General features: G+C 64.0%; 20 protein-coding genes. 8 read left to right on the top strand and 12 right to left on the bottom strand.

Features of this window, described 5'->3' with window-relative positions; all coding sequences use genetic code 11:
• Positions 1–49: 49 nt before the first annotated feature.
• From ACQ86E_RS09675 to ACQ86E_RS09665, 3 genes are all read right to left on the bottom strand, one after another.
• On the bottom strand, positions 50–1432 hold the full coding sequence (locus ACQ86E_RS09675) for a lytic murein transglycosylase (RefSeq protein ID WP_431206438.1): 1383 nt from the start codon (positions 1430–1432) through the stop codon (positions 50–52).
• Positions 1433–1621: 189 nt separating this feature from the next.
• Positions 1622–1912 carry a hypothetical protein gene (locus ACQ86E_RS09670; RefSeq protein WP_431205194.1) on the bottom strand — a complete coding sequence of 97 codons (291 nt, stop codon included), beginning with the start codon at positions 1910–1912 and terminating at the stop codon, positions 1622–1624.
• Between the two features lie 33 nt (positions 1913–1945).
• Positions 1946–3799, bottom strand: coding sequence for a hypothetical protein (locus ACQ86E_RS09665; protein WP_431205193.1), 1854 nt, complete (start codon positions 3797–3799; stop codon positions 1946–1948).
• A gap of 273 nt (positions 3800–4072) precedes the next feature.
• Between ACQ86E_RS09665 and galU the strand changes: the two genes are divergently transcribed.
• A complete protein-coding gene (gene galU, locus ACQ86E_RS09660) occupies positions 4073–4948 on the top strand; it encodes a UTP--glucose-1-phosphate uridylyltransferase GalU (protein ID WP_431205192.1) in 876 nt (291 codons plus the stop codon).
• A 4-nt stretch (positions 4949–4952) separates the two neighbouring features.
• Here the strand turns inward: galU and ACQ86E_RS09655 are convergent, their stop codons facing one another.
• Positions 4953–6449, bottom strand: coding sequence for a diguanylate cyclase (locus ACQ86E_RS09655; RefSeq protein WP_431205191.1), 1497 nt, complete (start codon positions 6447–6449; stop codon positions 4953–4955).
• 153 nt (positions 6450–6602) lie between these two features.
• Here ACQ86E_RS09655 and ACQ86E_RS09650 point away from each other — a divergent pair, with 153 nt between their 5' ends.
• On the top strand, positions 6603–6866 hold the full coding sequence (locus ACQ86E_RS09650) for a DUF7662 domain-containing protein (RefSeq protein WP_431205190.1): 264 nt from the start codon (positions 6603–6605) through the stop codon (positions 6864–6866).
• Positions 6867–7048: 182 nt separating this feature from the next.
• On the opposite strand, the gene ACQ86E_RS09645 is transcribed toward ACQ86E_RS09650, so the two are convergent.
• Together ACQ86E_RS09645 and ACQ86E_RS09640 are read right to left on the bottom strand one after the other, a co-directional pair.
• Positions 7049–9925, bottom strand: a complete 2877-nt coding sequence (locus tag ACQ86E_RS09645) for an EAL domain-containing protein (protein ID WP_431205189.1) — start codon at positions 9923–9925, stop codon at positions 7049–7051.
• 153 nt (positions 9926–10078) lie between these two features.
• A complete protein-coding gene (locus tag ACQ86E_RS09640; RefSeq protein WP_431205188.1) occupies positions 10079–11077 on the bottom strand; it encodes an NAD(P)H-quinone oxidoreductase in 999 nt (332 codons plus the stop codon).
• 111 nt (positions 11078–11188) lie between these two features.
• On the opposite strand from ACQ86E_RS09640, the gene ACQ86E_RS09635 reads away from it, so the two are divergent.
• Entirely contained in the window at positions 11189–11380 is a 192-nt protein-coding gene (locus ACQ86E_RS09635) for a DUF1192 domain-containing protein (protein ID WP_431205187.1), read from the top strand.
• Between the two features lie 516 nt (positions 11381–11896).
• Positions 11897–12406, top strand: coding sequence for a DUF1465 family protein (locus ACQ86E_RS09630; RefSeq protein WP_431205186.1), 510 nt, complete (start codon positions 11897–11899; stop codon positions 12404–12406).
• A 232-nt stretch (positions 12407–12638) separates the two neighbouring features.
• Here ACQ86E_RS09630 and rpmE read toward each other — a convergent pair whose 3' ends face one another.
• The gene (rpmE, locus tag ACQ86E_RS09625; protein ID WP_014439698.1) at positions 12639–12866 is read right to left on the bottom strand and encodes a 50S ribosomal protein L31; all 228 of its coding nucleotides are present in this window, start codon (positions 12864–12866) and stop codon (positions 12639–12641) included.
• A gap of 201 nt (positions 12867–13067) precedes the next feature.
• Here rpmE and ACQ86E_RS09620 point away from each other — a divergent pair, with 201 nt between their 5' ends.
• From ACQ86E_RS09620 to ACQ86E_RS09605, 4 genes are all read left to right on the top strand, one after another.
• On the top strand, positions 13068–14894 hold the full coding sequence (locus ACQ86E_RS09620; RefSeq protein ID WP_431205185.1) for an ABC transporter ATP-binding protein/permease: 1827 nt from the start codon (positions 13068–13070) through the stop codon (positions 14892–14894).
• Positions 14895–16207: 1313 nt separating this feature from the next.
• Positions 16208–16453, top strand: a complete 246-nt coding sequence (locus ACQ86E_RS09615; RefSeq protein ID WP_431205184.1) for a DUF6894 family protein — start codon at positions 16208–16210, stop codon at positions 16451–16453.
• Between the two features lie 95 nt (positions 16454–16548).
• Positions 16549–16710, top strand: coding sequence for a hypothetical protein (locus ACQ86E_RS09610; RefSeq protein ID WP_431205183.1), 162 nt, complete (start codon positions 16549–16551; stop codon positions 16708–16710).
• Between the two features lie 175 nt (positions 16711–16885).
• Positions 16886–17206, top strand: coding sequence for a hypothetical protein (locus ACQ86E_RS09605; protein WP_431205182.1), 321 nt, complete (start codon positions 16886–16888; stop codon positions 17204–17206).
• A 213-nt stretch (positions 17207–17419) separates the two neighbouring features.
• Here the strand turns inward: ACQ86E_RS09605 and ACQ86E_RS09600 are convergent, their stop codons facing one another.
• From ACQ86E_RS09600 to ACQ86E_RS09580, 5 genes are all read right to left on the bottom strand, one after another.
• The gene (locus ACQ86E_RS09600; protein ID WP_431205181.1) at positions 17420–18751 is read right to left on the bottom strand and encodes a hypothetical protein; all 1332 of its coding nucleotides are present in this window, start codon (positions 18749–18751) and stop codon (positions 17420–17422) included.
• Positions 18752–18929: 178 nt separating this feature from the next.
• Positions 18930–19175, bottom strand: a complete 246-nt coding sequence (locus tag ACQ86E_RS09595) for a hypothetical protein (RefSeq protein ID WP_431205180.1) — start codon at positions 19173–19175, stop codon at positions 18930–18932.
• 73 nt (positions 19176–19248) lie between these two features.
• Positions 19249–19695: a GNAT family N-acetyltransferase gene (locus ACQ86E_RS09590; RefSeq protein ID WP_431205179.1), complete on the bottom strand. Its 447-nt coding sequence runs from the start codon at positions 19693–19695 to the stop codon at positions 19249–19251.
• Complete coding sequence (locus ACQ86E_RS09585; protein WP_431205178.1) at positions 19695–20723, bottom strand: peptidoglycan -binding protein; 1029 nt, start codon at positions 20721–20723, stop codon at positions 19695–19697. The genes ACQ86E_RS09590 and ACQ86E_RS09585 overlap by 1 nt, the downstream gene beginning before the upstream one ends.
• A 4-nt stretch (positions 20724–20727) precedes the next feature.
• Positions 20728–21744, bottom strand: coding sequence for a flagellar motor protein MotA (locus ACQ86E_RS09580; protein ID WP_431205177.1), 1017 nt, complete (start codon positions 21742–21744; stop codon positions 20728–20730).
• Between the last annotated feature and the right edge of the window lie 220 nt (positions 21745–21964).

Raw genomic sequence — 21964 nt, 5'->3', positions numbered from 1 at the left:
CACCGGGGATCGGCCAAAATCCCTGTTCAGGGTTACTTTCGGCAAGACTTTACCGGCCGCGCAGTCGTTCAAGCGCGTCGGAGGAGGCGAATCCGTCGGCGGGCACCCCGATCGAGGCCTGGAAGTTGCGCAGGGCTTCCCGGGTCTGGCCGCCGAACTGGCCGTCCGGGGTGCCCTTGTAGAAGCCGCGCTGGGCCAGGATCTGCTGGAGTTCCAGCCGCTCGGTGCGGGACAGTTCCCGTTCCTGTCGCGGCCAGGGCTGCACGAAAGGCGCCCCGCCGCGCAGGCGGTCGGCGAAATGGCCGATCGCCAGCGCGTAGGCCTCGGCCGGGTTGTACTTCATGATGACGCGGTAGTTCTGGAGCATCAGGAAGCCCGGCCCCTGCGCGCCCGCCGGCGCCAGCAGATAGGCTTTTTCCGCCGGATGCGGGAAGGGTTGGCCCGCCGGGCGCTTGAGCCCGAGCTTCTCCCACTGCGCCATCGTCATCGCCTTGGCGCGATCGGCCAGCATGTAGTTGAATCCCTGGGGCACCACGACCTCGTAGCCCCAGGTCTTGCCGGTCTGCCAGCCGTCCTTCTTCAAATTGTTTGCGGTCGAGGCGATCAGGTCGGTGGGATTGTCGACGACGTCGCGCCGTCCGTCGCCATCGCCGTCCACGGCAAAGCGCTTGAATGCGGTCGGCATGAACTGCGTCGGGCCGAAGGCGCCGGCCCAGGAGCCGCGCATCTGTTCAGGCCTGAGATCGCCGCGGTTGAGGATCTCCAGGCCCGAAAGGAACTCGTCCTTGAAATAGGCCTGGCGGCGCCCGATGCAGGCGAGCGTCGCGGTCGATTGCAGCACGTTGCGGTCGCCCATCTGCGTCGAGTAATTGGACTCGATGCCCCAGATCGAGGCGATGATGTAGCGATCGACGCCATAGGCCTTCTCGGTGGCGTCGAACTGCGCCTTGTATTTGGCGAGGACCTCGCGGCCCTTGGCGAGGCGGTTGTCGTTCACGAGGATGTCGAGATAGTCCCAGATCGACTTGGTGAACTCCGGCTGCGAATCCATGAGATCCATGATGCGCAGGTCCGGTGACAGCCCGGTCGTGAAGCGCTGGAAGTTCTCCTGGGTGATGCCGCGCCGTGCGGCATCGGGCCACATGCCCGCGACGCAAGTGTTGAAGTTGGAGGCGGCTTCGCGAATCGCGGCCGCCGTCATCAGCGGATGGCCGGAGGCGCCATCCTCGCCGGTCCAGGGCAAGGCGCCGCCGGGGCCGGGCGCTGGCTGCTGGGGCGCCGAACTGGAGCCGGAGAAAATGCCGCCGAACAGGTTGGAAAGACCGTTCTGCGCTTGTGCGTGCGCGGCGGCAGGCAACAGCAAGGCGGTCGCGAGCATCGCCCCGCCGATCGCATATCCCGCGCGTTTAGCCAGCCCTGCCATTGATCGCATCATACTCCACCTGTCCGGCCGGAATCCGCCTTCAGGAGGCCCGGTCACGGTTGCCAATAGCTTAACAAAGGTGAAGTTTTGGTGGCGGCCTTTTCGTAAATTGGCGCATGGGTGGGTATGGTCGGGAGGCCGCCGGAGGGCGCGGCGCCCTCCGATCGCCGGCTGCAACGTGGGTTGCAGTCCTGACGCCTATTGCGGGCAGCCTTGCTGGATCCAGCATCCGAAGGTGTTGACCCAGGCGGGCGACCAAGGCTGCTCGCCGGAGCCCGGCGGGGGCATCGCGTGGCTCGAGACCTCGTTGTAGATCTTGTGCGCCCAGATCTTCACCGAATTGTAGCTGCTCAAGTCGAGCTGGTTGTTGGTGACCTGCTTCATGTGCGCGACATCAGTCGCGGTAAACATCTTCTGGATGTCACCGCTCCAGGTCACGGCGGTGGGACAGTTCATAGCTTCGAAGAACGCATGATTGTGGGTCACCATGAAATGCGCCTTTCTACGTTTGAGTGGATCCGTTCATCTGCTGAGCAATCGGTTACGCCGCACGCTGGTCAGACCCTTGGAAGTTTCCACCGCAGGAACTTCAGGTAGCGTGACCGAACCGCGGGCGAGGATGACGCTGAAGTCGCCCGCGCTCCCGGCCGGGTTCTGTCCCTGGCTGCCGTGGCACCCCATGCAGCCGCCCATGTTGTAGAACTGTCCGGCGTAATGGCTGTTCTTGTGCGGGCTGCCGTCTGCATTCCATTCGGTGCTGATGTTGGGAGACAGGCCGCCGGCAAAGAGCTGGAGGGAGCGATTGGTTTCGACGACGATGTTGGCTTGGTAGTAGCTCGAGGGTGCCGGGTTCGTCGCGGTGTAGGGCGGTTGCGCGGTATAGAGCGACCCGTTCGGAAGGTTGGGATTCGGGATCTTGTCGTAGGGAAAGTACTGGACGTTGATGAGCTTGTAGTAGAGCTGCGGCGCCGTGACGATGTTGTTCTGCTTGAGATAGGCGGCAATCGCCGCGTGGGCCTGCGTGTTGGCCGCGATGACGTAGGACGGGATCGCATTGTCACGCTTGTTGACGCAGATGTTGCCGTCACTCGGCTGGTTGTTCGGCGGCGGGAACGTGGCGTTGCGATAGTAGAGCTGGCTGCCGGGCGAGCCGCAATAGTTCGGCGTTTGCACCGGTTTGCAGGTCGCAGGGTCGGAGGTCAGGATCACCGATCCGAGCGCGCTGGTGACTTCCATCTGCGGCGGTGGAGTGCTCGGCGGCTGCGGATCGACCAGGCAGGTTTGCGGCGTCGTCGCCGTTGTCGGCGCGGGCTGGATGATGTTGCCGTCCGCGTCCTCGACCGGCTTGCCGGCGGCCGTCAGGATGTTGTCGGCCTGTTCGAACGTTGCGTAGATGAAGTACGGCGCTGACGGCGTCTTCTGGATGATATGCAGCGCGACGAGGCCCCAGGTCGCGTCGCGATAGCATGGGCTGCCGGAGCCGTTCTCGTAGAACCGCACCGTCTGTCGCAGGAATCGCCCGGACGCGATTTCACTGCTGTTGAGAGGCCGCCAGCCGGCTTTGACCTCGACCGTCCCGTTGGGAAGGCTGACCAGCGTCGTGCTGCCCGCGGGCGGGCTCGCGTTGTTCTTGGCCAGATAGGCCTTCGTCGCGGTCACCACGTCAGATGGAATCTGGCTCCACCATTGGTTCATGAAATTGTTGGGGTCGCTGTTGCCCGCGACGTAGACATATTGAGTTCGGTTCGCCTTGGCGAGAAAGCGGATCAATTGCGGCGACGAATTGCCTTGCGAACTCGACGGGCTGACGACGCCCGCATACATGTTGTCCAGCGTGATCTGATCGGTTTCGTCGAGGTTGATCCATGGCGTCGGATCGTTGGCTTGCTTGGCATCGCATGCCGAAATCGGCGCCAAATAGTTGTACACCGGCAGTGAATCGTAACCCCACGACGTGGCGGCGGTCGAACCGGTGTAGCCGTGCGGCGGATTGCCATCACCGGGGAAGATCTCCGCCTTGGCACGCATGGTCTCCCACACCAGCAACTGGCAGTCGCGCGAGGGGTCGCCGAACTTGCAGGTCGATGACGGCGTGTCGCGCTGGCCGGGTTGACCGGTTTGCGGACCGGCAGGCCAGTTGAGCGCGATGAATTCCTGCCAGGCGAACGCCGAGGCTTGTTCCGGCGAAGCCGCCGGAGCGCCCCCGCTGGAGGGCGGGCCGGCGACAAAAGGCGGGTTCAATTCGCTCGGAACCGATGCGCTGACCGTGATCGGCGGGCCGGATTGTCCAGCCGCTTGCTGCACCGAAAGATCGGCGACAACGCCCGTGATGATGAATGTGAAAATGAGAGTGATCGGCCGGCGGTACCTGGGCATGTCTGCGCTCCGCTGACTTCAAACGAGAACCGAAGCAGATATCCAAACCGCGAGGAAGTCAATCTTAGATTGTAAAATTTACGTGTTCGATCTTAAAGGTGTCTGGATCACCTTTCGACCGGCTCGCGCTGGAAAGGTCGCGCGGCGGTTCGCAAAAATTTCGATCTCGCCGCCGCCCCGCTCATCACACATCCGCCTTTGTTAGCGGCTGCAAAACGGTTACCAAGGTGAGATAGATCGCTTGGCTACCCATTTGAGGCGTCTGATAGTCCCATGAAAATCCGCAAAGCCGTATTCCCCGTCGCCGGCCTCGGCACCCGCGTCCTGCCCGCCACCAAGGCGATGCCGAAGGAAATGCTGACCATCGTCGACAAGCCGTTGATCCAGTACGTCTATGACGAGGCGAGGGAAGCCGGCATCGAGCATTTCATCTTCGTCACCGGCCGCAACAAAAACGTCATCGAAGATCATTTCGACAAGATGTTCGAGCTCGACGCGACGCTGGCCGCGCGCGGCAAGAAGGCCGAGCAGGACATCCTGGCGCAGAACCAGCCGGAGGCCGGCGCCGTCAGCTTCACCCGCCAGCAGGCCCCGCTCGGCCTTGGTCACGCGGTCTGGTGCGCGCGCGACATCGTCGGCAACGAGCCGTTCGCGGTCGTGCTGCCCGACGAGCTCGTGCTCAACACCACCGGCTGCCTGAAGCAGATGATCGAGACGGCGTCGACGCTCGGCGAAAAATCCAACGTCATTGCGGTCGAGCCGGTGCCCGACCATCTCACCCATCAATACGGCATTTGCGGCGTCGGCAAGCGCTCCGGCAAGATGTTCGAGGTCGACGGCATGGTCGAGAAGCCGGCCAAGGGCACCGCGCCCTCCAACCTCTCGATCACCGGCCGCTACATCCTCCAGCCGGAAATCTTCAAGATCCTCGAGACCCAGGAGCGCGGCGCCGGCGGCGAGATCCAGCTCACCGACGCCATGATCGGGCTTGCCAGGTCGCAGAAGTTCTACGGCGTCGAGTTCGAAGGCGAGCGCCATGATTGCGGCTCCAAGCCCGGCTTCCTCCGCGCCAACATCGCCTACGGCCTGCAGCGGCCGGAATTGCGTGACGGTCTCATTGCGGAGATGAAGAAGTATCTGGGGCAGTAGCCCCTCACGCCACCAGCGACAGCTTCGGAAGGCTCGCGACAACGGACTGGTTGCGGCCGCCGGCTTTCGCCGCGTAGAGCGCCTTGTCTGCCGCGGCGACCAGGATCGACCAGTCCATGCCGATCGCGGGAACGAGGCTGGCGATGCCGCAGGAGACCGTCGACGTCGTCTGGTCGTCGGACCAGCCCTGCACCTTGCCGCGGATCGCCTCGGCGACCTCTAGGGCATCGGTGGCCGAGGTGCTCGGCAGCAGCACGGCGAACTCCTCGCCGCCATAGCGCGCGGCGCAATCGCCGGCGCGGCTCACCGAATCGGAAATGCATATGGCGATGCCGACAAGCACCTGGTCGCCGGCCTGGTGGCCGAACGTGTCATTGTAGGTCTTGAAGTGATCGGCATCGATCATCAACAGCGCGACCGGCGTCTTCTGGCGGATGGCACGTCGCCACTCACTGTCGATCACCTGGTCGAACTTGCGACGGTTCTTCAGGCCGGTCAGCGCGTCCGTCGTCGCCATCTCCTCAAGCTTGCTTTCGGCTTCGGCGCGCCGGCCCATCTCGCGCGCCAGCCCGATCGCCGATCCCAGCAGGAACAGCGCGAGCAACACCACCACAGCGCCGATGCGGAGTGCCTCCCTCTGCCACAGCGCGAACACGGCGCTCAGCGGTTTGCCGGCCACGACGAACAGCGGATTGGTTCCGCTGCTGCGGACATAGAGCCGCGGGGTTGCATCGACAGGGCCCTTGCCCGCATATGCGCCACCGATCTGGAGGTTATCCGACTTCCAGTCCTGCCGCGTGCCCAGATTCCTGCCGATGATGTCGAGATCGAACGGCCGACGCATCATGATGGTGCGGTCGCGCTTGAGCACGGTGATGGTATCTTCGGGATCGAGGCTGAGGCGGTCGAACAACTCGTGGAAGTAGCTGAAGCGGATCGACCCGGCGACGACGCCGAGGAAGCCGCCGTCGGTATCGCTGATGCGCCGGCTCAGCACGATCGAATAGGCGCCGCGGAATAGCATCGGACGGCTGATGAAGAGCCCGGCGCCGGGATTGTCGCGATGGACCGTGAAGTAGTCCTCGTCGCCGCGATTTTGCGGAACGGGGTCGAGCGAGGAGGCGTCGATCGTCAGATTGCCGTCGGCATCGAACACTTGGACGGCGCCAAAATGCTTTGCTGTCGTGGCGTGGTCGAACAGGATGAGCTGGCGGATCGGCTTGGAGACCGTGTTGATCTCGGGCAGCAGCATGTTGCCGGCGACCGCCTTCAGGGAGAGGTCGTAGATCTCGATGTTGCGGCTGATGTCGGCATCGATGGAGGTGGCGAGGTTTTCCAGTGTCTGGCGGGCGAGCGCCTCCTCGCCGCGGCGCATGTCGAGCATGACGTTGACGCAAATGGCGGAAAAGCCCATCACCGTCACGATGGACGAGATGATCAGCAGCTTCGCCGATATGCGCCACGGCCGGCGGGCCGTGACGTAGCGCCATCCAGACAGCATCTTTTGCTCCCGACACCAGTGGATGCGCCCGAATTCTTGCGTAGTGTTTAAGCCGGGACGCCGATGCCGCAATGAGTTAAGAAGCGGTTTATCCGGCTAACGATTTTCGGCAGGCCCGGTCGGCCAGATCCCGCTCCGGACGAGAGGACGATTGTGAACGATTACGACGCGTTGCGCGACTATCTGATGCGGCACAAGCAGGCGGAATTCGTGCTGAGCTTCGAGCAGATCGAGGAGATCATCGGCGCGGCGCTGCCGCGCGCGGCCAACCGTGCCTCATGGTGGGACACCTCGCGCAGCCCCGATATCCAGATGCCGCAGCGCGAGGCCTGCCTCGCCGCAGGCTTCAAGGCCACGCGGATGCCGGACGGCCAGACGGTGCGGTTCACCAAGCTGAAGAGTGACCGGCGGCGGTAGCGGCGCGAACATCTCTCGCCGTCATCCTGAGGTGCTCGTCCTGCAACGCAGGACGAGCCTCGAAGGACGACAGGCCCGGCTGCATTCCGGCCGCTCATCCTTCGAGGCTCGCCAGGCGCCGCTTCGCGTCGCATGGCTCACGCCTCAGGATGACGGTTTGATATTGCGCGCGAATGGCGAGATCAGCTCGCCGCTTCCAGCCGCACTTCCGTCAGCAGCCGCATCGCGGCATCCGCGTCCATCGGCTCGCCGAAGGCGAAGCCCTGCGCATATTCGCAGCCCATCTGGTAGAGCTCGACGGCGTCGGAATCGGTCTCGGCGCCTTCGGCCACCACGTCCATGCCGAGATCGTGCGCGAGCGCGATGATCGACTTCAGGATCACCGGGCGGGTGCCGCGGTTGGTGGTGCGCACGAACGACTGGTCGATCTTGATGGTGTCGAACGGGAAGCGCTGCAGATAGGCCAGCGAGGAATGGCCGGTGCCGAAATCGTCGAGCGACAATCCGGTGCCGAGCTCGCGGATGCGCGTCAGCATCTGGGCTGCGTGCTCCGGATTCTCCATCACCAGCGATTCCGTCAATTCCAGCTTGAGCGTGCCGCGCGCCACCGAGGAGCGCGACAGCACGGTGCGGATGTCGTGGATGAGGTCGTGGCGCAGCAATTGCCGCGAGGAGACGTTGACGCTCGCGAAGATCGGCTCGCGCGAGCGCATCGCGCGTTGCCAGATCGAGAGCTGCTTGGCGGTCTGGTCGAGCACGAACATGCCGAGATCGACGATCAGGCCGGTCTCTTCCGCGATGCTGATGAATTCCGACGGCGCCATGCGCCCGAGCTTCGGATGGTCCCAACGTACCAGCGCCTCGAAACCCGCGACGGAGCGGTCTTCCAGCCGTACGATCGGCTGGTAGAGAATTGTGAGCTCCTGCCGCTCGATGGCGCGGCGCAGCTCGCTCTCCATCGTCAGGCGGTCGGTCTTTCGTGCGCGCATGGCGGATTTGTAGACGTCGATGCGGTCGCCGCCGATGCGCTTGGAATGATACATCGCCAGCTCGGCGTCCTTGATGATCTCGTCCGTGAGCTGGACTTGCGGATCGGACAGCGCGAGCCCGATCGAGGCGGTGAGAAAGATCTCGCGCTCGTTGAAGGCGATCGGCGCGCGGATGGTCTTGCGGATGGTCTCGGCGAAAGCGGTGATGCGGGCGGGGTCCTGCTCCGACAGCAGGATCAGGCCGAACTGGTCGCCGGCGAGCCGCGCCAGCGTATCCTGCGGCTTCAGGATGCGGGTGAGGCGTCGCGCGAGCGTGAGCAGGATGGAATCACCGACCGCGATGCCGACGGAATCGTTGACCTGCTTGAAGCGGTCGAGGTCGATCACCATCAGCGTCGGCCGCAGCGTCGGCATGGTTTTGGCGAAATGCGCGACCGCACCGAGCCGGTCCATGAACAGCTTGCGGTTGGGCAGGCCGGTGAGGTTGTCATGCACGGAATCGTGCAGCAGGCGCTCTTCGGCGTTGCGCAGCTCGGTGACGTCGGTGAGCGTGCCGACCACGCGCGAGACCTCGCCGTCGGAACCGACCACCGGGCGCGCCTTCAGCGCGAACCACATGAAATGACCGTCCGGCGTGCGCAGCCGGAAATCCTGCACCAGACGGCCGCGGCGCTGGTCGAGCACGCTGTCGAGCGCGGCGCGGAAGCGGTCCTGGTCGAGCGGGTGGAGCACTTCCAGCCACGAGGCCGCCGGGCCTTCCAGCGTGCCGCGCTTGAGACCGAGCAGGGCTTCGGTCTCGGGGCTGGTGAACACCTTGTCGGCTGACACGTCCCAGTCCCAGATCAGATCGCCGGAGCCGGCCAGCGCCAGCGCGCGGCGCTCGATGTCGGAGACTATTCCGGTGGTGGCGCCGCCGCCTGCGAAGGCGTGCTGCATCACGGTGAAGCCGATCAGCATCACGATCAGCACGAGGCCGCCGAGCAGGGCAGGGCCGACGATGTCGTTGGTGACGGAACCTGCGACGGTCATGCCCGCCGCGACCACCCAGACCACCAGCAGGAACCAAGTCGGGATCAGCAGCACCGCGCGGTCGAAGCCGTGGGTCGAGAGATAGACGATCAGCGCGAAGCCGGCGAAGGCGATCAGCACCAGCGAGATGCGCGCGATGCCGGAAGCGACCGCCGGATCGAACAGCGCCAGCGCCACCAGCGATCCGAGAAAGGCGAGCCAGCCCATCGTGATGTGCGAATAGCGCACGTGCCATCGGCTGAGGTTGAGATAGGCGAACAGGAACACTAGCAGCGTCGCCGCCAAGATCGCCTCACCCGCCGCGCGCCAGATCCGCTCGGCGTTGTTCGACATGTCGAGCACCTTGCCCCAGAAGCCGAAATCGACGCCGATATAGACCAGCACCGCCCAGGCCAGCGCGGCGGCGGCCGGGAACATGATGCTGCCCTTGACCACGAACAGAATGGTGAGAACGAGCGCCAGCAGACCAGAGATGCCGATCACGATGCCCTGGTAGAGCGTGAAGGAGTTGACCTTGTCCTTGTAGGCCTCGGGCTCCCACAAATAGAGCTGCGGCAGCTTGTCGGTGCGCAGTTCGGCGACGAAGGTGATGACGGCGCCGGGGTCGAGCGTGACGCGGAAGACGTCGGCGGTGGGGCTTTCCTGCCGCTCCGGCCGGTCGCCGGTCGAGGGCGTGATGGTGGCGATGCGCGACAGCCCGAGGTCGGGCCACAGCAGGCCGGAGGAGACGATACGGTAATGCGGGGCGACGATCAGGCGGTCGAGCTGGTCGTCGGTGTTGTTGGCGAGCGCGAACACCACCCAGTTCTGGCCGCCTTCACGGGCGCGCACCTCGATGCGGCGGACGATGCCGTCGGTGCCGGGCGCGGTCGAGACCTGGATGCGGTCGGCATCGCTGCGCTGGTGCTCGAGCACGCCGGTGAGGTCGATCGCGGGCGCGTCACTGCGGACGCTGACAGCGTCGAGCGCACGCGCCTGGGACGCGGCGACAACAATCATGAGGCCCAGCGCGATGGGCGCGAGGCACCTGATCAGACGCAAGGTCAGTTCTCCGCGTTCGACGCAAACTTGGTGTGCAAGGCTGGCACGGACATGCGATTTCAGGCCGGACGGACATGGTTCGGCGCGTCGCGATAGATGCCACGAAAGCAAGGAGAATCAAAGGGTTTCCGCCTTGCCGGGTGGGTCAGCGGCCTAGACCTCCAACACAATTTTGCCAATATGTGCGGAGGTCTCCATGCGCCGGTGTGCGTCAGACGCCTTTTCCAGCGGGAAAGTGCTGTCCATCAGCGGCTTGACGCGGCCCTCGCGCAGGAGCGGCATCACTTTGGCCTCGATCGCGGCCACCATCGCCGCCTTGTCCGCATTACTACGGGGACGCAGCGTCGAGCCGGTATGGGTGAGGCGCTTCACCATCACCTTGGCGATGTTGACGGTGACCTTGGGGCCGTTGAGGGTCGCGATCTGCACGATCCGGCCGTCGACCGCGGCGGCATCATAGTTGCGGTCGACATATTCGCCGGCGACCATGTCGAGGATCAGATTGACGCCGGCATTGCCGGTTTCCGCCTTGACCACGGCGACGAAGTCCTCGGTCTTGTAGTTGATGGCGCGGTCGGCACCTAGCTTGAGGCAGGCATCGATCTTGTCCTGCGATCCCACGGTGACGAACACCTTGGCGCCGAACGCTTTCGCGAGCTGGATCGCCATGGTGCCGATACCGGAAGAGCCGCCATGGATCAGCAGCGTCTCGCCGGCCTTCAGGCCGCCGCGCTCGAATACGTTGTGCCAGACCGTCATCAGGGTTTCCGGCAGCGCGCCGGCTTCCTTGATCGACAGCGCCGGCGGCACGCTCATGGCCTGGGCGTCCTGGGCGATGCAGTACTGCGCGTAGCCGCCGCCGGCGACGAGCGACATCACCTTGTCGCCGATCTTGTGCCGCTTGGCGTTGCTGCCGACGGCGACCACTTCGCCTGCGATCTCGAGGCCGGGCAGGTCGCTGGCGCCGGGCGGCGGCGGATAGGCGCCGGAGCGCTGCGCCACGTCGGGCCGGTTGACGCCGGCGGCCTTCACCTTGACCAAAATCTCGTCGGGACCGGGCTGCGGCAGCGCCCGCTGTTCCGGCACCAGCACCTCCGGTCCGCCGGGCTTGGAAATGGCGACCACGGTCATTTGCGCGGGCAGCTTGTCCATGATGTGTCCTTGAGCAAAGGTGCGGGATGCATTGAGGCCATTGCTTAGCCAGCGCGGTCCAAGCTGGCAACCGCCTCAACTGCTTGTGACACGAACGCAGGAGGAACGACGATGGGGACGGAAGACGACGACCGCCCGCGCAGGAAGATCAGCCATGACATCGGACAGGATCTCTCACTGTTGTCCGTGGAGGAACTGACCGAGCGTGTCACCCTGCTCAAGACCGAGATCGCCAGGCTGGAGGAAGCCGCCACCAAGAAGCGTGCCTCGCGCGATGCGGCGAACAGCGTGTTCAAGTCGTAGAGGATTGGAGAGGAGCGCGAGCCGCTTCGACCGCGTCATGGCCGGGCCCGTCCCGGCCATCCACGTTCTTGATCACTCGCCGACAGAAAGAACGTGGATGCCCGGGACAAGCCAGGTCAAGCCCGGGCATGACGGACAGATTGTTCCGCACCCCCTCGGCCATTGACCGACATGGCTAACGAACCCTCAAAAATTCGCTCGTTTACGGTCGATTAAGCTTTTCACTTTATGACCTGGAACTGTCCTCGTTTGGACACCGAGTGGCTCCTGTCCACTCTGTTTGACGCCTCCCTGTTATCAACTTTCAAAGCCGCCGGTTTTCCGGCGGCTCTTTTTTCGTTCTCTTCCTTTTCGGTCCTTTTCGGCATCTCGCCCCGGTTGAATTCCGGGGAATGACCCGCGGAAACCATATCCGCGCTTGTCGCTGGACTCGGCACTCCCGGCGCGCAATGATTTGTTCATCATAAGCCGGCGCCTAAGCCGGATGGGTAAACAGTTGCGTAAGGGGCGTTAACCATGGAACGTTTGCAAGCCGACGGCGCTCTCGTTCAACTCAGCGAGCGGTTCACCAATTCTGCGGCGTTCGGCGCCCTGTTCCGCGAGGGCATGGACCTCGTCGAAGAGACCGCGGCCTATCTCGACGGCGCCGGCCGCACCGAGGCCAAGGCGCTCGATCGCGCCGTCAGCCTCACCTATGCGACCGAAAGCATGCGCCTCACCACCCGCCTGATGCAGCTCGCCTCGTGGCTGCTGCTGCACCGCGCGGTGAAGGAAGGCGAGATGACGCTGGGCCAGGCCAACCGCGAGAAGACCAAGGTCAAGCTCTCCGCGGCCGATCCCGGTCCAGGCGATACCATCGAGAAGCTGCCCTCGCAGTTGCAGGACCTGATCCATCGCTCGATGAGCCTGCAGACCCGCGTGCGCCGCCTCGACACCAGCATCCACACTCCGCCGGCTGAACACATCGCCATCGGCAACCCGCTGGTGCCGCACCTCAACGCGCTGAAGGCCGCGTTCGAGCGGTAAGCCCAATTTTGACCCGTCACCTGAAGTGGCCGCTTCTTCAGCGGCCCTCGAAGGGCGACGGCCCGGCTGCATCCCGGCCGTTCATCCTTCGAGGCTCCCGGCGCAATGCTTTGCATCGCGCCGCCCGCGCCTCAGGATGACGGGTTTGGCAGCGATGCAACGGCACCCGCCAAAAACAAAACGCCCCCGGCTCTCCGGGGGCGTTTTACGTTTCCAACCCTTGCGGGCCGGATCAATCCTTTTTGAGAAAGCCCGAAAACTTCTTCTGGAAGCGCGAGACGCGGCCGCCGCGATCCAGCATCTGGGCGTTGCCGCCGGTCCAGGCCGGATGTGACTTCGGGTCGATGTCGAGGTTCAGCGTGTCGCCTTCCTTGCCCCAGGTGGAGCGTGTCAGGTACTCGGTCCCGTCGGTCATCACGACCTTAATCGTATGATAATCCGGATGAATTTCGGCTTTCATGGCAATTCCTAGGGCGACCGGCGCCGCTCGCTTGAGTGATGTCGATGACGGATTTGGGCGCTCTATAACCCACGGCAGACCCTAAAACAAGCCATTGTGGGAACAGGAGAACCGGGCGGCCACCTAAGGGACATCCCGGATTTGCCACTCCCCCTGCACCGGCCTATGTGGAGCCAACGTCTTCTTTTTGGTCGGATTCCAATGAGCGCAGTAGAACGGCTTGAGGCCGGTGCCGCAGAAGTGTCGTCGATCGAAGCCGAATTGATCGAGCAGCCGGCGAAGAGCCGGGCCAAGCTACGGCCGCTGATGGCGCTGGCGCCCTATGTGGCCCGCTATCGTGGCCGCGCGGCGCTCGCCTTCGTCGCACTGACGATCGCCGCGCTGACCACGCTGCTGGTGCCGGTCGCGGTACGCCGGATGATCGATTTCGGTTTGACGCCGGAAGGCATCGAACTGATCAACAGCTACTTCTCGGTGATGATCGCGGTGGTCGCCGTGCTCGCACTGGCGAGCGCCGCGCGCTACTACCTCGTGATGACGATCGGCGAGCGTATCGTTGCCGATCTCAGGCGCGACGTCTTCGCCCATCTGCTGTCACTCTCTCCGGCCTTCTTCGATTCGGCGCGCAGCGGCGAGCTGATCTCGCGGCTCACCGCCGACACCACCCAGCTCAAATCCGCAGTCGGCGCCTCCGTCTCGATCGCGCTGCGCAACCTGATGATGTTTTTCGGCGCGGCGGCGATGATGGTGTTCACCAGCCCGAAGCTGTCGGGCTTCGTGCTGCTCGCCATTCCTTTGATCGTGCTGCCGCTGGTCGCCTTCGGCCGCTGGGTGCGGCGTCTGTCGCGCAATGCGCAGGACACGCTGGCGGAAGCCTCGGCCTATGCAGGCGAGCTGGTCGGCGCGATCCGCACCGTGCAGGCCTATACCAGCGAACCGTTTGCCGGGAAGCGTTTTGGCGGCGAGGTCGAGCAGGCCTATGAAGCCGCGCGCACGTCGACGCAGGCCCGCTCCGTGCTCACCGCCATCATCATCTTCATCGTGTTCTCAAGCGTGGTCGCGATCCTCTGGATCGGCTCTCACGACGTGCTGAGCGGTGCGATCACGCCGGGCCGGCTCGGCCAGTTCGTGCTCTATGCGGCCTTCGCCGCGGCGGGCCTCGGCCAGCTCAGCGAAGTCTGGGGCGAAGTCTCGGCCGCCTCCGGCGCCGCCGAGCGCCTGTTCGAGATCCTGCACGTGAAGCCCGAGATCGCGGCGCCCTCATCGCCGCGCGCGCTGCCGGTGCCGGCGCGCGGCGAGGTCGGCTTCGACCACGTCAGCTTCTCCTATCCCGCGCGGCCCGACGTCAAAGTGCTCGATGCCGTGTCATTCGCTGTGCGCCCGGGCGAGAAGGTCGCAATCGTCGGTCCGTCCGGCGCCGGCAAGAGCACGATCTTCCATCTGCTGCTGCGCTTCTACGATCCGCGCAATGGCGCGATCTCGCTCGATGGCGTGCCGGTCCGGTCCGCCGATCCGCGCGATGTCCGGTCCCGCATCGCGCTGGTGCCGCAGGAATCGAACGTCTTTGCCGCCAGTGCTCGCGACAACATCCGCTTCGGCCGGCCCGATGCGACCGACGCCGAGGTCGAGCGCGCCGCCGAGCTCGCGCACGCCGCCGAATTCATCCGCCGTCTGCCCGAAGGTTTCGACACCCCGCTCGGCGAGCGCGGCGTGACGCTGTCCGGCGGCCAGCGCCAGCGCATCGCCATTGCCCGCGCGATCCTGCGCGATGCGCCGCTTCTGCTGCTCGACGAAGCCACCTCCGCGCTCGATGCCGAAAGCGAGACGCTGGTGCAGACCGCGCTCGAAGAGCTGATGCGCCACCGCACCACGCTGGTGATCGCGCATCGTCTCGCCACCGTGCTGTCCTGCGACCGCATCCTGGTCATGGACCAGGGCCGGATCGTCGAGCAGGGCACGCACGCCGAGCTCGTGGCTGCGAACGGGCTTTATGCGCGGCTGGCGAGGTTGCAGTTCGAGGGGGCGTGAGGCTGGGGCGTTCGGAAAGTCGCCCCCCGACCTTGGCAACTCGGGAGCAGCGGGATTGCCGAGCTCGCCGAGCGTCAGTGAGCGGAGCGGTCCGCAACTACTTGAGCCAACGCGACTTCCATGACGGGACCGGATGGCGCCACTGTCAACCTGAAGGCTCAATGTGAACTAGTCGCCTCCGATCCACCTAGCAACTGCGATTCGGCACAGCACAACGTGGATCGGGGCAAACGAATATGAGATTAGCTATTCCACCCGAGGCAGCTGACGAAATTATAAACCACAGATGCGATGCGGCTATCGCCTCGCTATTTCTATGCGCACGATCCCACGGAAGGTCACGCAGCCAAACTGCGCGATCCCTGCTGCGGGACTCCGCTCGTGAGTGTTGTCTGTTTCGAGCACGTTGCGTAAGTCGATGACGTCATTTGAGTTGCAGCTCCCCCGTGGTCCGCGCGGGCGGGTGTTCAAACTCGTGCCAACAGAGCCCTGATCGGCAGCCGTCTGCCGAAAGTCACTGCTCAGTGTCGCCAGCGTAATAGTGCGGTCGAAGCACTTTACATTCGGGAGGCGGCCCGCGACCGTTTGCGTCAGCGATCAGATGTGCAGACGTACGAGAGCCGACGAAAATATCGTTTTTGCTGTAACCTAGGAAAGGGGCGAAATGTCCGCGTCTTGGATCAGTTGCACTCGGTTCGCATGCGGAGCCACGAAAGCGATTCGACCAGTCGCCTGATCTGGTGGGCCCTAGTGGTTCATCAAGGCACGAAGTTGGGCGCCCGGCGGTGGCTAAGCCAACCTTTCCTCGGGTAGGCCCGCGGGGGTCGTCCAATTGCGGTTGAACAAAGGCCGCCTTTATCGCCGCATCTCGTATAAGCTCCTGAAATGAAAACACTCAAATTGGCCTTAGCGCTACTCGCCTTGGCGACCAGTTCCAGCTTCGCGGCCGACGTTGAAGAGCGAGACTCTCTGACCGGTTTGACCCATCGCGAAAAGATCGCGGCAGAACGCGTTGAAGATGCGCGGCGGGTCGCTGCGGAGCCGGCCTGGCGACCGTGGCACACTGATGATGCCCGAAACAGTTTCGGACTTCCTTCATTGCCTGCAGAGCAAATGCGGCCGGCTCCGTCGAGATAGTGCGAAAGCACACGTGCGAAGCTGCTCGCGGAACATCGTCGCGTGCACAGATATCCGGGAGATTCCCCAGGCCGCTGCCGAATCTCGAGAGCGGCGCGTGAAGCATTCTCGAAAACCGGAATTGCTTGAAGTCGGGAAAAACAGGAACTCGACGGCTTGGCCAAGTTAGCGCCCCTATGCCCAGTCTCTATTTCGATTATCACGACGGCGCCGGTATCGAGATTGACGATGAAGGTGTTGATCTCCTTGGAATCGGCGATGCCAGACGTCTGGCGCTCGAGGAGCTCGGTCAAACAATACTGGACCCTGCATATGGTCGCATTACGGGACGGATCGCTATCGAGGTGCGGGACCACGAGGGTCCGATCCTTCGCGCGTCAGCCGCGATCGTCCTGGAAGACCTCCGGCTAATTTTCACGTGACTGGCCTTGAGGTTGACCGGTGAGGTCAATCGCAGGGACTGGTTGTCCCTCCTGCCCCGCTGCCAATATTTTCCGCCAAACGACAGGATCTCGATATGTTCGACAGAACCGGGGAATTGGCTTCGATTGGCGAGGACGGGCGGCTCGGCAAATCTCTTCTTCCGATCGCCTACTTCGGTGTGATCGGCATCGCGATGATCGCGTGGATCGCCGCTATGGTGTGGGTCAGTTGGCACGTGATCGCCTGGTTACTTTAAGGGAGTTGTGACTCGCCTCGAAGATTTCCCCGGCCATGCCTCGTCCATTCGAATCGCGTCAGCGATGCGGTGGAGGGTCGCGCAGCGAGCGAATCCGCCTTTGGCATGTAACTTCCGCTGTGGAGGAACTACCAGGCCTGCACGCAAATTGTCTCTCCTTTCCAGGGAGACTGTCATGAACCGTAAAATCCTCATCGTTGCGCTGGCCTGCGTTGCCTTCTCATCATCGGCGTTCGCCCAAGGCGGGGAGGGGAGCCGGCGGAGCCGGTGGAGGAGCAGCGGCCGGCGCAGGCGGCTCGTCGGCGGGCAGTGCCGCCACGGGGTCGGGAGGAAGCGCGGCAGGGACGGCTGCGGGGGCCAACTCTGCGAACTCGTCAACTTCCAGTTCCAGTCAGCCGCAGGCGACGCCAAATCATCCGACGAACTATTTCAATCCGAACGGACCGAGCGGCGGGATATCGAGCACAGCAGCATCCCCGGCTCCATCGAATCCTAGTAGCACCAATTCCCAGCAATCACAGACCAATTCCAATAACGCCAGCGCTACGACGAATGCCGTGACTGGCGCCAACACCGCCCCGGCCGAGACGGCCCCAGGCGCCGTCAGCGCCCCCGGCGTTGGAGTCGGGCATTCTGCAAATGGTCGGCCCATCGGCACCCCGGGGTCAGGACCAGGTTCACCCGAACAGCCGATCGGATCGGAGCGCCGCTAAGCCGACAGCGGGAACATTGACACGTTGTCCCAATCGCAGATGTCAATGATCGCGTCCTGGCCTGACGCAACCCCCGCCAGGATCAGCAGCATGGCATATTGAGTCGTCGCGGTCGGAATCACGATGTGCGCGTTGTAGCCATACCGATCGAAGGCGACCGGGGGATAAGCCTGGGTTGGGCTTGATGTGCTGCCGCCGGCAGTGTTGGTCAAACCCAGCGCGCACGGGTTCAAATATGAGCCTGCGACAGTCGGCGTATAACTGGTCTCTGCGGCCAACAGGTACGGTACGCCAATGGTCGTCGACACTGCCTGGATCGCTCCGGCATCGATCGAAGCCGTACGCCGGGTCTGGCGCAACACGCCTCCATTGGCTGCGTTCCATGCGATGCTGCTGCCGCTGTGTGTAGCTGTCCATCCGGTGACGTCAGAACTGAACGTCCCGTTCGTGATCAGGTCGGCAGCGAACGCAGTCGCGTCGGTCGCACCAAGCTCACAGGTCTGCGACCATGCAATTCCGGTCACTGAGCCGAACGCCCTGTTCGCGCTTCCGAAGTCGAAATAGAACTTCGATCGGTCAAGGGTGGCGTCCCGCACGACCGACGTTCTGCGATAGCCCGCGATCGTCGGCGCATTTGTCGTAAACCGCACGGTCGCTCCGTCCGAAGTTCGGCGAAGGCTGACCATGTTGGCCTTTTGCAGGTAAATGCGGCCGTAGGTCGTCGAGCCCACCGAGATCGGCACCTTGTACTCGGTGCCGCCACTGGAAAGCGTGAAGGTCCCTTCGTCGAAGGTCCCCGTTGCAATGCCCATGCCGATATAGGCGGTCGTCAGCGCGGTCGCGGAGGAGATGGTCCCAGAGTCGAAGAATATCCCACTCGCGTTGATTGTGACCTTGAAGCCCGTAACCGTGACGGTGCTGGTGCCATCGGTGATCAAGACGCTGTGCGTGAGAACAACCTCGGTGCCGATCGCGCCGATCGAGATCGGGTCTAAAGCCTCCCCGTCAATTGTCAGAGACTCGGCCGTCAGCGAGCCATCCGCTCCAACGCCGTGATATGACCCGGCGAATTTGCCCGCGGATGTCGGCAGCACAAAAGCGTAGTCCTGCGCACCGATGTCGTTCGAGAATATCCGCAACGGCGTTGCCGTTGGGGGCGTCCAGCTGCTCGGGAACTCGGCGCAACCGGCATAACGCCAATTTGGCCAGGAGCCCGCAAGATCGGTTGCCGAATTGCCCCCCATGTTGCGAATGAAGTGATAGGCAAAAGCGGTGCCGCGGGCATTCTGCGTCATGACGTAGAAGCTGTTCGCGGTATCGGCGACCACTCGAACCGTTGGCTCCTGCGCTCCGCCGGGTACGGCGCCCAGCGCGAGAGCTGCGGGCAACATCAAAGGCGCTCTAAGCAAGTGACGTCGAGAGATCATCCTGGGATGCTACACGCCTCCGCGCCGGTCCCCAAGAAGCCGATCCTGAGTTGTCTCGGCGCATTGCCCCTTGCCGATGTCAGTTGCACTTCGGCGAGAGCGTCGGCACGTTCGGCCACGGCCAGTTCTTCCAGCTGCCGTCCGCATCGACGCAAGCTGATGGAGCGGGGCCGTTCGTTGGAGCTGGGCTACTTGCCGGAGCAGGCGCATTCGCCGTCTTGAGCGGCGCGGTGAAGCGCTGGTCGACATAGGTCGTCGACAGATAGCCGGCGACGAAGACGCCCAGAAAGACCGAAGACCCCTTGGCCAGGTCGCTCAGCCGCATCGTTCATCTCCATTCGCTTGTCCTCACTGGGATAACGAATAACCGACGCGAGAAGATTCCGGCGTGACAGGCGTCACGCCCGCCACATCATCTTCAGCACCGGCCGGCCCGAGGTCGGGTTCACGTCGTCGCCCGCGTGCGAAAAGCCGTTGCGCTCGTAGAAGCGGATGGCGCGGGTGTTGTCCTTGTTGACGAGCAGCGTGATGCCCGACGGTGACAGGCGTTTCGCTTCACCGACCAGCAGCCGGGCAGCGTCAGAGCCCCAGTGATCCGGGTCGACCACGAGCTGGTCGAGATAGCCGTCGCCGTCGATGGTGACGAAGCCGGTGAGGGCACCATCGGCTTCCGCGACGACAATGGACGCCTTCGGCACCAGATCCCTCAGCCAGCGCTCGCGCCACCATTCCAGCCGCGCGGCGAAGTCGATCTGCGGATAGGCTTGCTGCCAGGTGCGATGCCAGAGGTCGATCGAGGCTGCTTCGTCCTCGGGCCGGTAAGGGCGAAGGTGGAGCGGGCTCACTACCGCTCCGTCAGCTTCAGCTCGATGCGGCGATTGCGCTTGTAGGCCTCTTCCGTGTTGGCGGTGTCGAGCGGCTGGAATTCGGCGAAGCCGGCGGCGACCAGACGCTGGGCCGGGACGCCGAGCGAGATCAGATATTGTACCACCGAGATCGCGCGCGCCGACGACAGGTCCCAGTTCGACTTGAAGGTCACACCGCTCACCGGGCGCACGTCGGTATGGCCGTCGACGCGCAGCACCCACGGAATATCGCTCGGGATCTTCTTGTCGAGCTCGATCAGCGCCGTCGCCAGCGTATCGAGCTCGGTGCGGCCCTCGGGCAACAGCACCGCCTGTCCAGTGTCGAAGAACACTTCGGACTGGAACACGAAGCGGTCGCCGACGATGCGGATGTCGGGCCGGTTGCCGAGGATGGCGCGCAGGCGTCCGAAGAATTCCGAGCGGTAGCGTGACAATTCCTGCACGCGCTGCGCCAGCGCGACATTCAGGCGGGAGCCGAGATCGGCGATGCGGTTCTGCGATTCCTTGTCGCGCTTCTCGCTGGCATCCAGCGCCTCTTCGAGTGCCGCCAATTGTCGCCGCAGCGCGCTGATCTGCTGGTTCAGCACCTCGATCTGCGCCAGCGCCCGCGCCGAGACCGCTTTCTCCGAGTCCAGCGCCTTGCCGAGCTCGGAGGTCTTGCCCTGCGCGTCGTTGCCGGCGGCAGCCAGGCCGTCATAGAGGCCCTTGATGCGATCGCGCTCGCTCTCGGCCGAGGCGAGCCCGGCCTTCAGCGACGAGACCTGGTCGTCGAGTGTGAGCTTGCCGAGCTTCTCCAGCGAGAGCAGCTCGTTGAGCTGGGCGATCTTGGCATTGAGCTGCTCCAGCATCTTGTCCTTGCCGGTCACTTCCTGCGACAGGAAGAACTGCACGACCAGGAACACCGACAGCAGGAACACGATCGACAGCACCAGCGTCGACAGCGCGTCGACGAAGCCGGGCCAGTAGTTCATGGCGCCATCGCTGCGCCGGCCGCGGGCGAGAGCCATGTCGCTATCCCTTTTCGGGCTGGCGCGCGATGCGCTCCAGCAGGCGGCGGATTTCCTTGTTCTGCTCGCCCTGGCCGTCGGCCCATTCGCGGATCATCTGCTGCTCGGTCCGCATGTGCGAGACCAGCGCCTGGATCGCTTCGGCAAGGCTCGCCATCGCCGCGGTGGTGCCGCGGCTGGCGCTGCCTTCCTCGAGCACGGAGCGCAGGCGTTCGACCGCGGCCTGCAGCTCGCCGCTGGCAACGCCGCCGCCGGAGGCGACCGCGACGTCGCCGTGGCCATATTCGCGCACGGTGGTGGCGAGCCAGTCTTCGAGGTCGGTGTAGAAGCGGTTTTGGGCCTGGCTCGATTGCAGATCGAGGAAGCCGAGGACCAGCGAGCCGGCGAGGCCGAACAGGGAGCTCGAGAACGAGATGCCCATGCCGCCGAGCGGGGCGGCGAGGCCCTCCTTCAGCGTGTCGAACAGCGCGCCGGAATCGCCGCCGACCTTGAGCCCGTCGATCACCTTGCCGACCGAGCCGACCGTCTCGATCAGGCCCCAGAAGGTGCCGAGCAGGCCGAGGAAGACCAGCAGCCCGGTCATGTAGCGGGAGATGTCGCGGGCTTCATCGAGGCGGGTCGCGATCGAATCGAGCAGATGCCGCATGGTGGTCTGGGTGATCGACATCCGCCCAGTCCGCTCGCCGCCGAGGATCATCGCCATCGGCGCCAGCAGTTTTGGGTGGCGGGCCGGCGCCAGGCCGGGATCGGCGATGCGGAAATTGTTGACCCAGGAGACTTCAGGGTAGAGCCGGATGACCTGGCGGAACGCCAGCACGATGCCGATGAACAGCACCGCCCCGATCAGGGCGTTGAGGCCCGGATTGGCGAAAAAGGCCTGGATGATCTGCTTGTAGAGCACCACGCCCACCAGCGCGCACAGCACCAGAAAGACCAGCATCCGCACCAGGAAAACGCTGGGTGAGGACAGTTTGGTGTACTCGATATCCATGGGGGAGCGGGTCGAGGCGCCTGACGGCATGGCCGGTATCATCCGTTACGAACTTGATTGCGATGCGCACTATGGCACAGCGCCCGGCCAAAAAAGCGCCGGATGCGCGGATTTCCGAGCGGGACGCGGAACTCATTGCTGAAACCGCGCTTTGACAGGTGCGTATTCGCTGAAGGTGGGCATTCCGCAGGCTCCGGTAGAGAGTCAGGTGGGGATTCTTGCATGGGGACCCGCGTTTTGACCAAGGGAG

The sequence above is a fragment of the Bradyrhizobium betae genome (assembly GCF_050632175.1).
Taxonomy (GTDB): domain Bacteria; phylum Pseudomonadota; class Alphaproteobacteria; order Rhizobiales; family Xanthobacteraceae; genus Bradyrhizobium; species Bradyrhizobium betae_B.
Note: the sequence above shows the minus strand (reverse complement) of the source record. Positions and strands in the feature narration are given on the sequence as shown.

Excerpts from the sequence above, each read along its gene's own strand:
- ACQ86E_RS09675 (WP_431206438.1), bottom strand. The coding sequence starts at position 1,432 with ATGCGATCAATGGCAGGGCTGGCTAAACGCGCGGGATATGCGATCGGC.
- ACQ86E_RS09670 (WP_431205194.1), bottom strand. The coding sequence starts at position 1,912 with ATGGTGACCCACAATCATGCGTTCTTCGAAGCTATGAACTGTCCCACC.
- ACQ86E_RS09665 (WP_431205193.1), bottom strand. The coding sequence starts at position 3,799 with ATGCCCAGGTACCGCCGGCCGATCACTCTCATTTTCACATTCATCATC.
- galU (WP_431205192.1), top strand. The coding sequence starts at position 4,073 with ATGAAAATCCGCAAAGCCGTATTCCCCGTCGCCGGCCTCGGCACCCGC.
- ACQ86E_RS09655 (WP_431205191.1), bottom strand. The coding sequence starts at position 6,449 with ATGCTGTCTGGATGGCGCTACGTCACGGCCCGCCGGCCGTGGCGCATA.
- ACQ86E_RS09640 (WP_431205188.1), bottom strand. The coding sequence starts at position 11,077 with ATGGACAAGCTGCCCGCGCAAATGACCGTGGTCGCCATTTCCAAGCCC.
- ACQ86E_RS09635 (WP_431205187.1), top strand. The coding sequence starts at position 11,189 with ATGGGGACGGAAGACGACGACCGCCCGCGCAGGAAGATCAGCCATGAC.
- ACQ86E_RS09630 (WP_431205186.1), top strand. The coding sequence starts at position 11,897 with ATGGAACGTTTGCAAGCCGACGGCGCTCTCGTTCAACTCAGCGAGCGG.
- rpmE (WP_014439698.1), bottom strand. The coding sequence starts at position 12,866 with ATGAAAGCCGAAATTCATCCGGATTATCATACGATTAAGGTCGTGATG.
- ACQ86E_RS09620 (WP_431205185.1), top strand. The coding sequence starts at position 13,068 with ATGAGCGCAGTAGAACGGCTTGAGGCCGGTGCCGCAGAAGTGTCGTCG.
- ACQ86E_RS09615 (WP_431205184.1), top strand. The coding sequence starts at position 16,208 with ATGCCCAGTCTCTATTTCGATTATCACGACGGCGCCGGTATCGAGATT.
- ACQ86E_RS09610 (WP_431205183.1), top strand. The coding sequence starts at position 16,549 with ATGTTCGACAGAACCGGGGAATTGGCTTCGATTGGCGAGGACGGGCGG.
- ACQ86E_RS09605 (WP_431205182.1), top strand. The coding sequence starts at position 16,886 with ATGAACCGTAAAATCCTCATCGTTGCGCTGGCCTGCGTTGCCTTCTCA.
- ACQ86E_RS09595 (WP_431205180.1), bottom strand. The coding sequence starts at position 19,175 with ATGCGGCTGAGCGACCTGGCCAAGGGGTCTTCGGTCTTTCTGGGCGTC.
- ACQ86E_RS09585 (WP_431205178.1), bottom strand. The coding sequence starts at position 20,723 with ATGGCTCTCGCCCGCGGCCGGCGCAGCGATGGCGCCATGAACTACTGG.
- ACQ86E_RS09580 (WP_431205177.1), bottom strand. The coding sequence starts at position 21,744 with ATGCCGTCAGGCGCCTCGACCCGCTCCCCCATGGATATCGAGTACACC.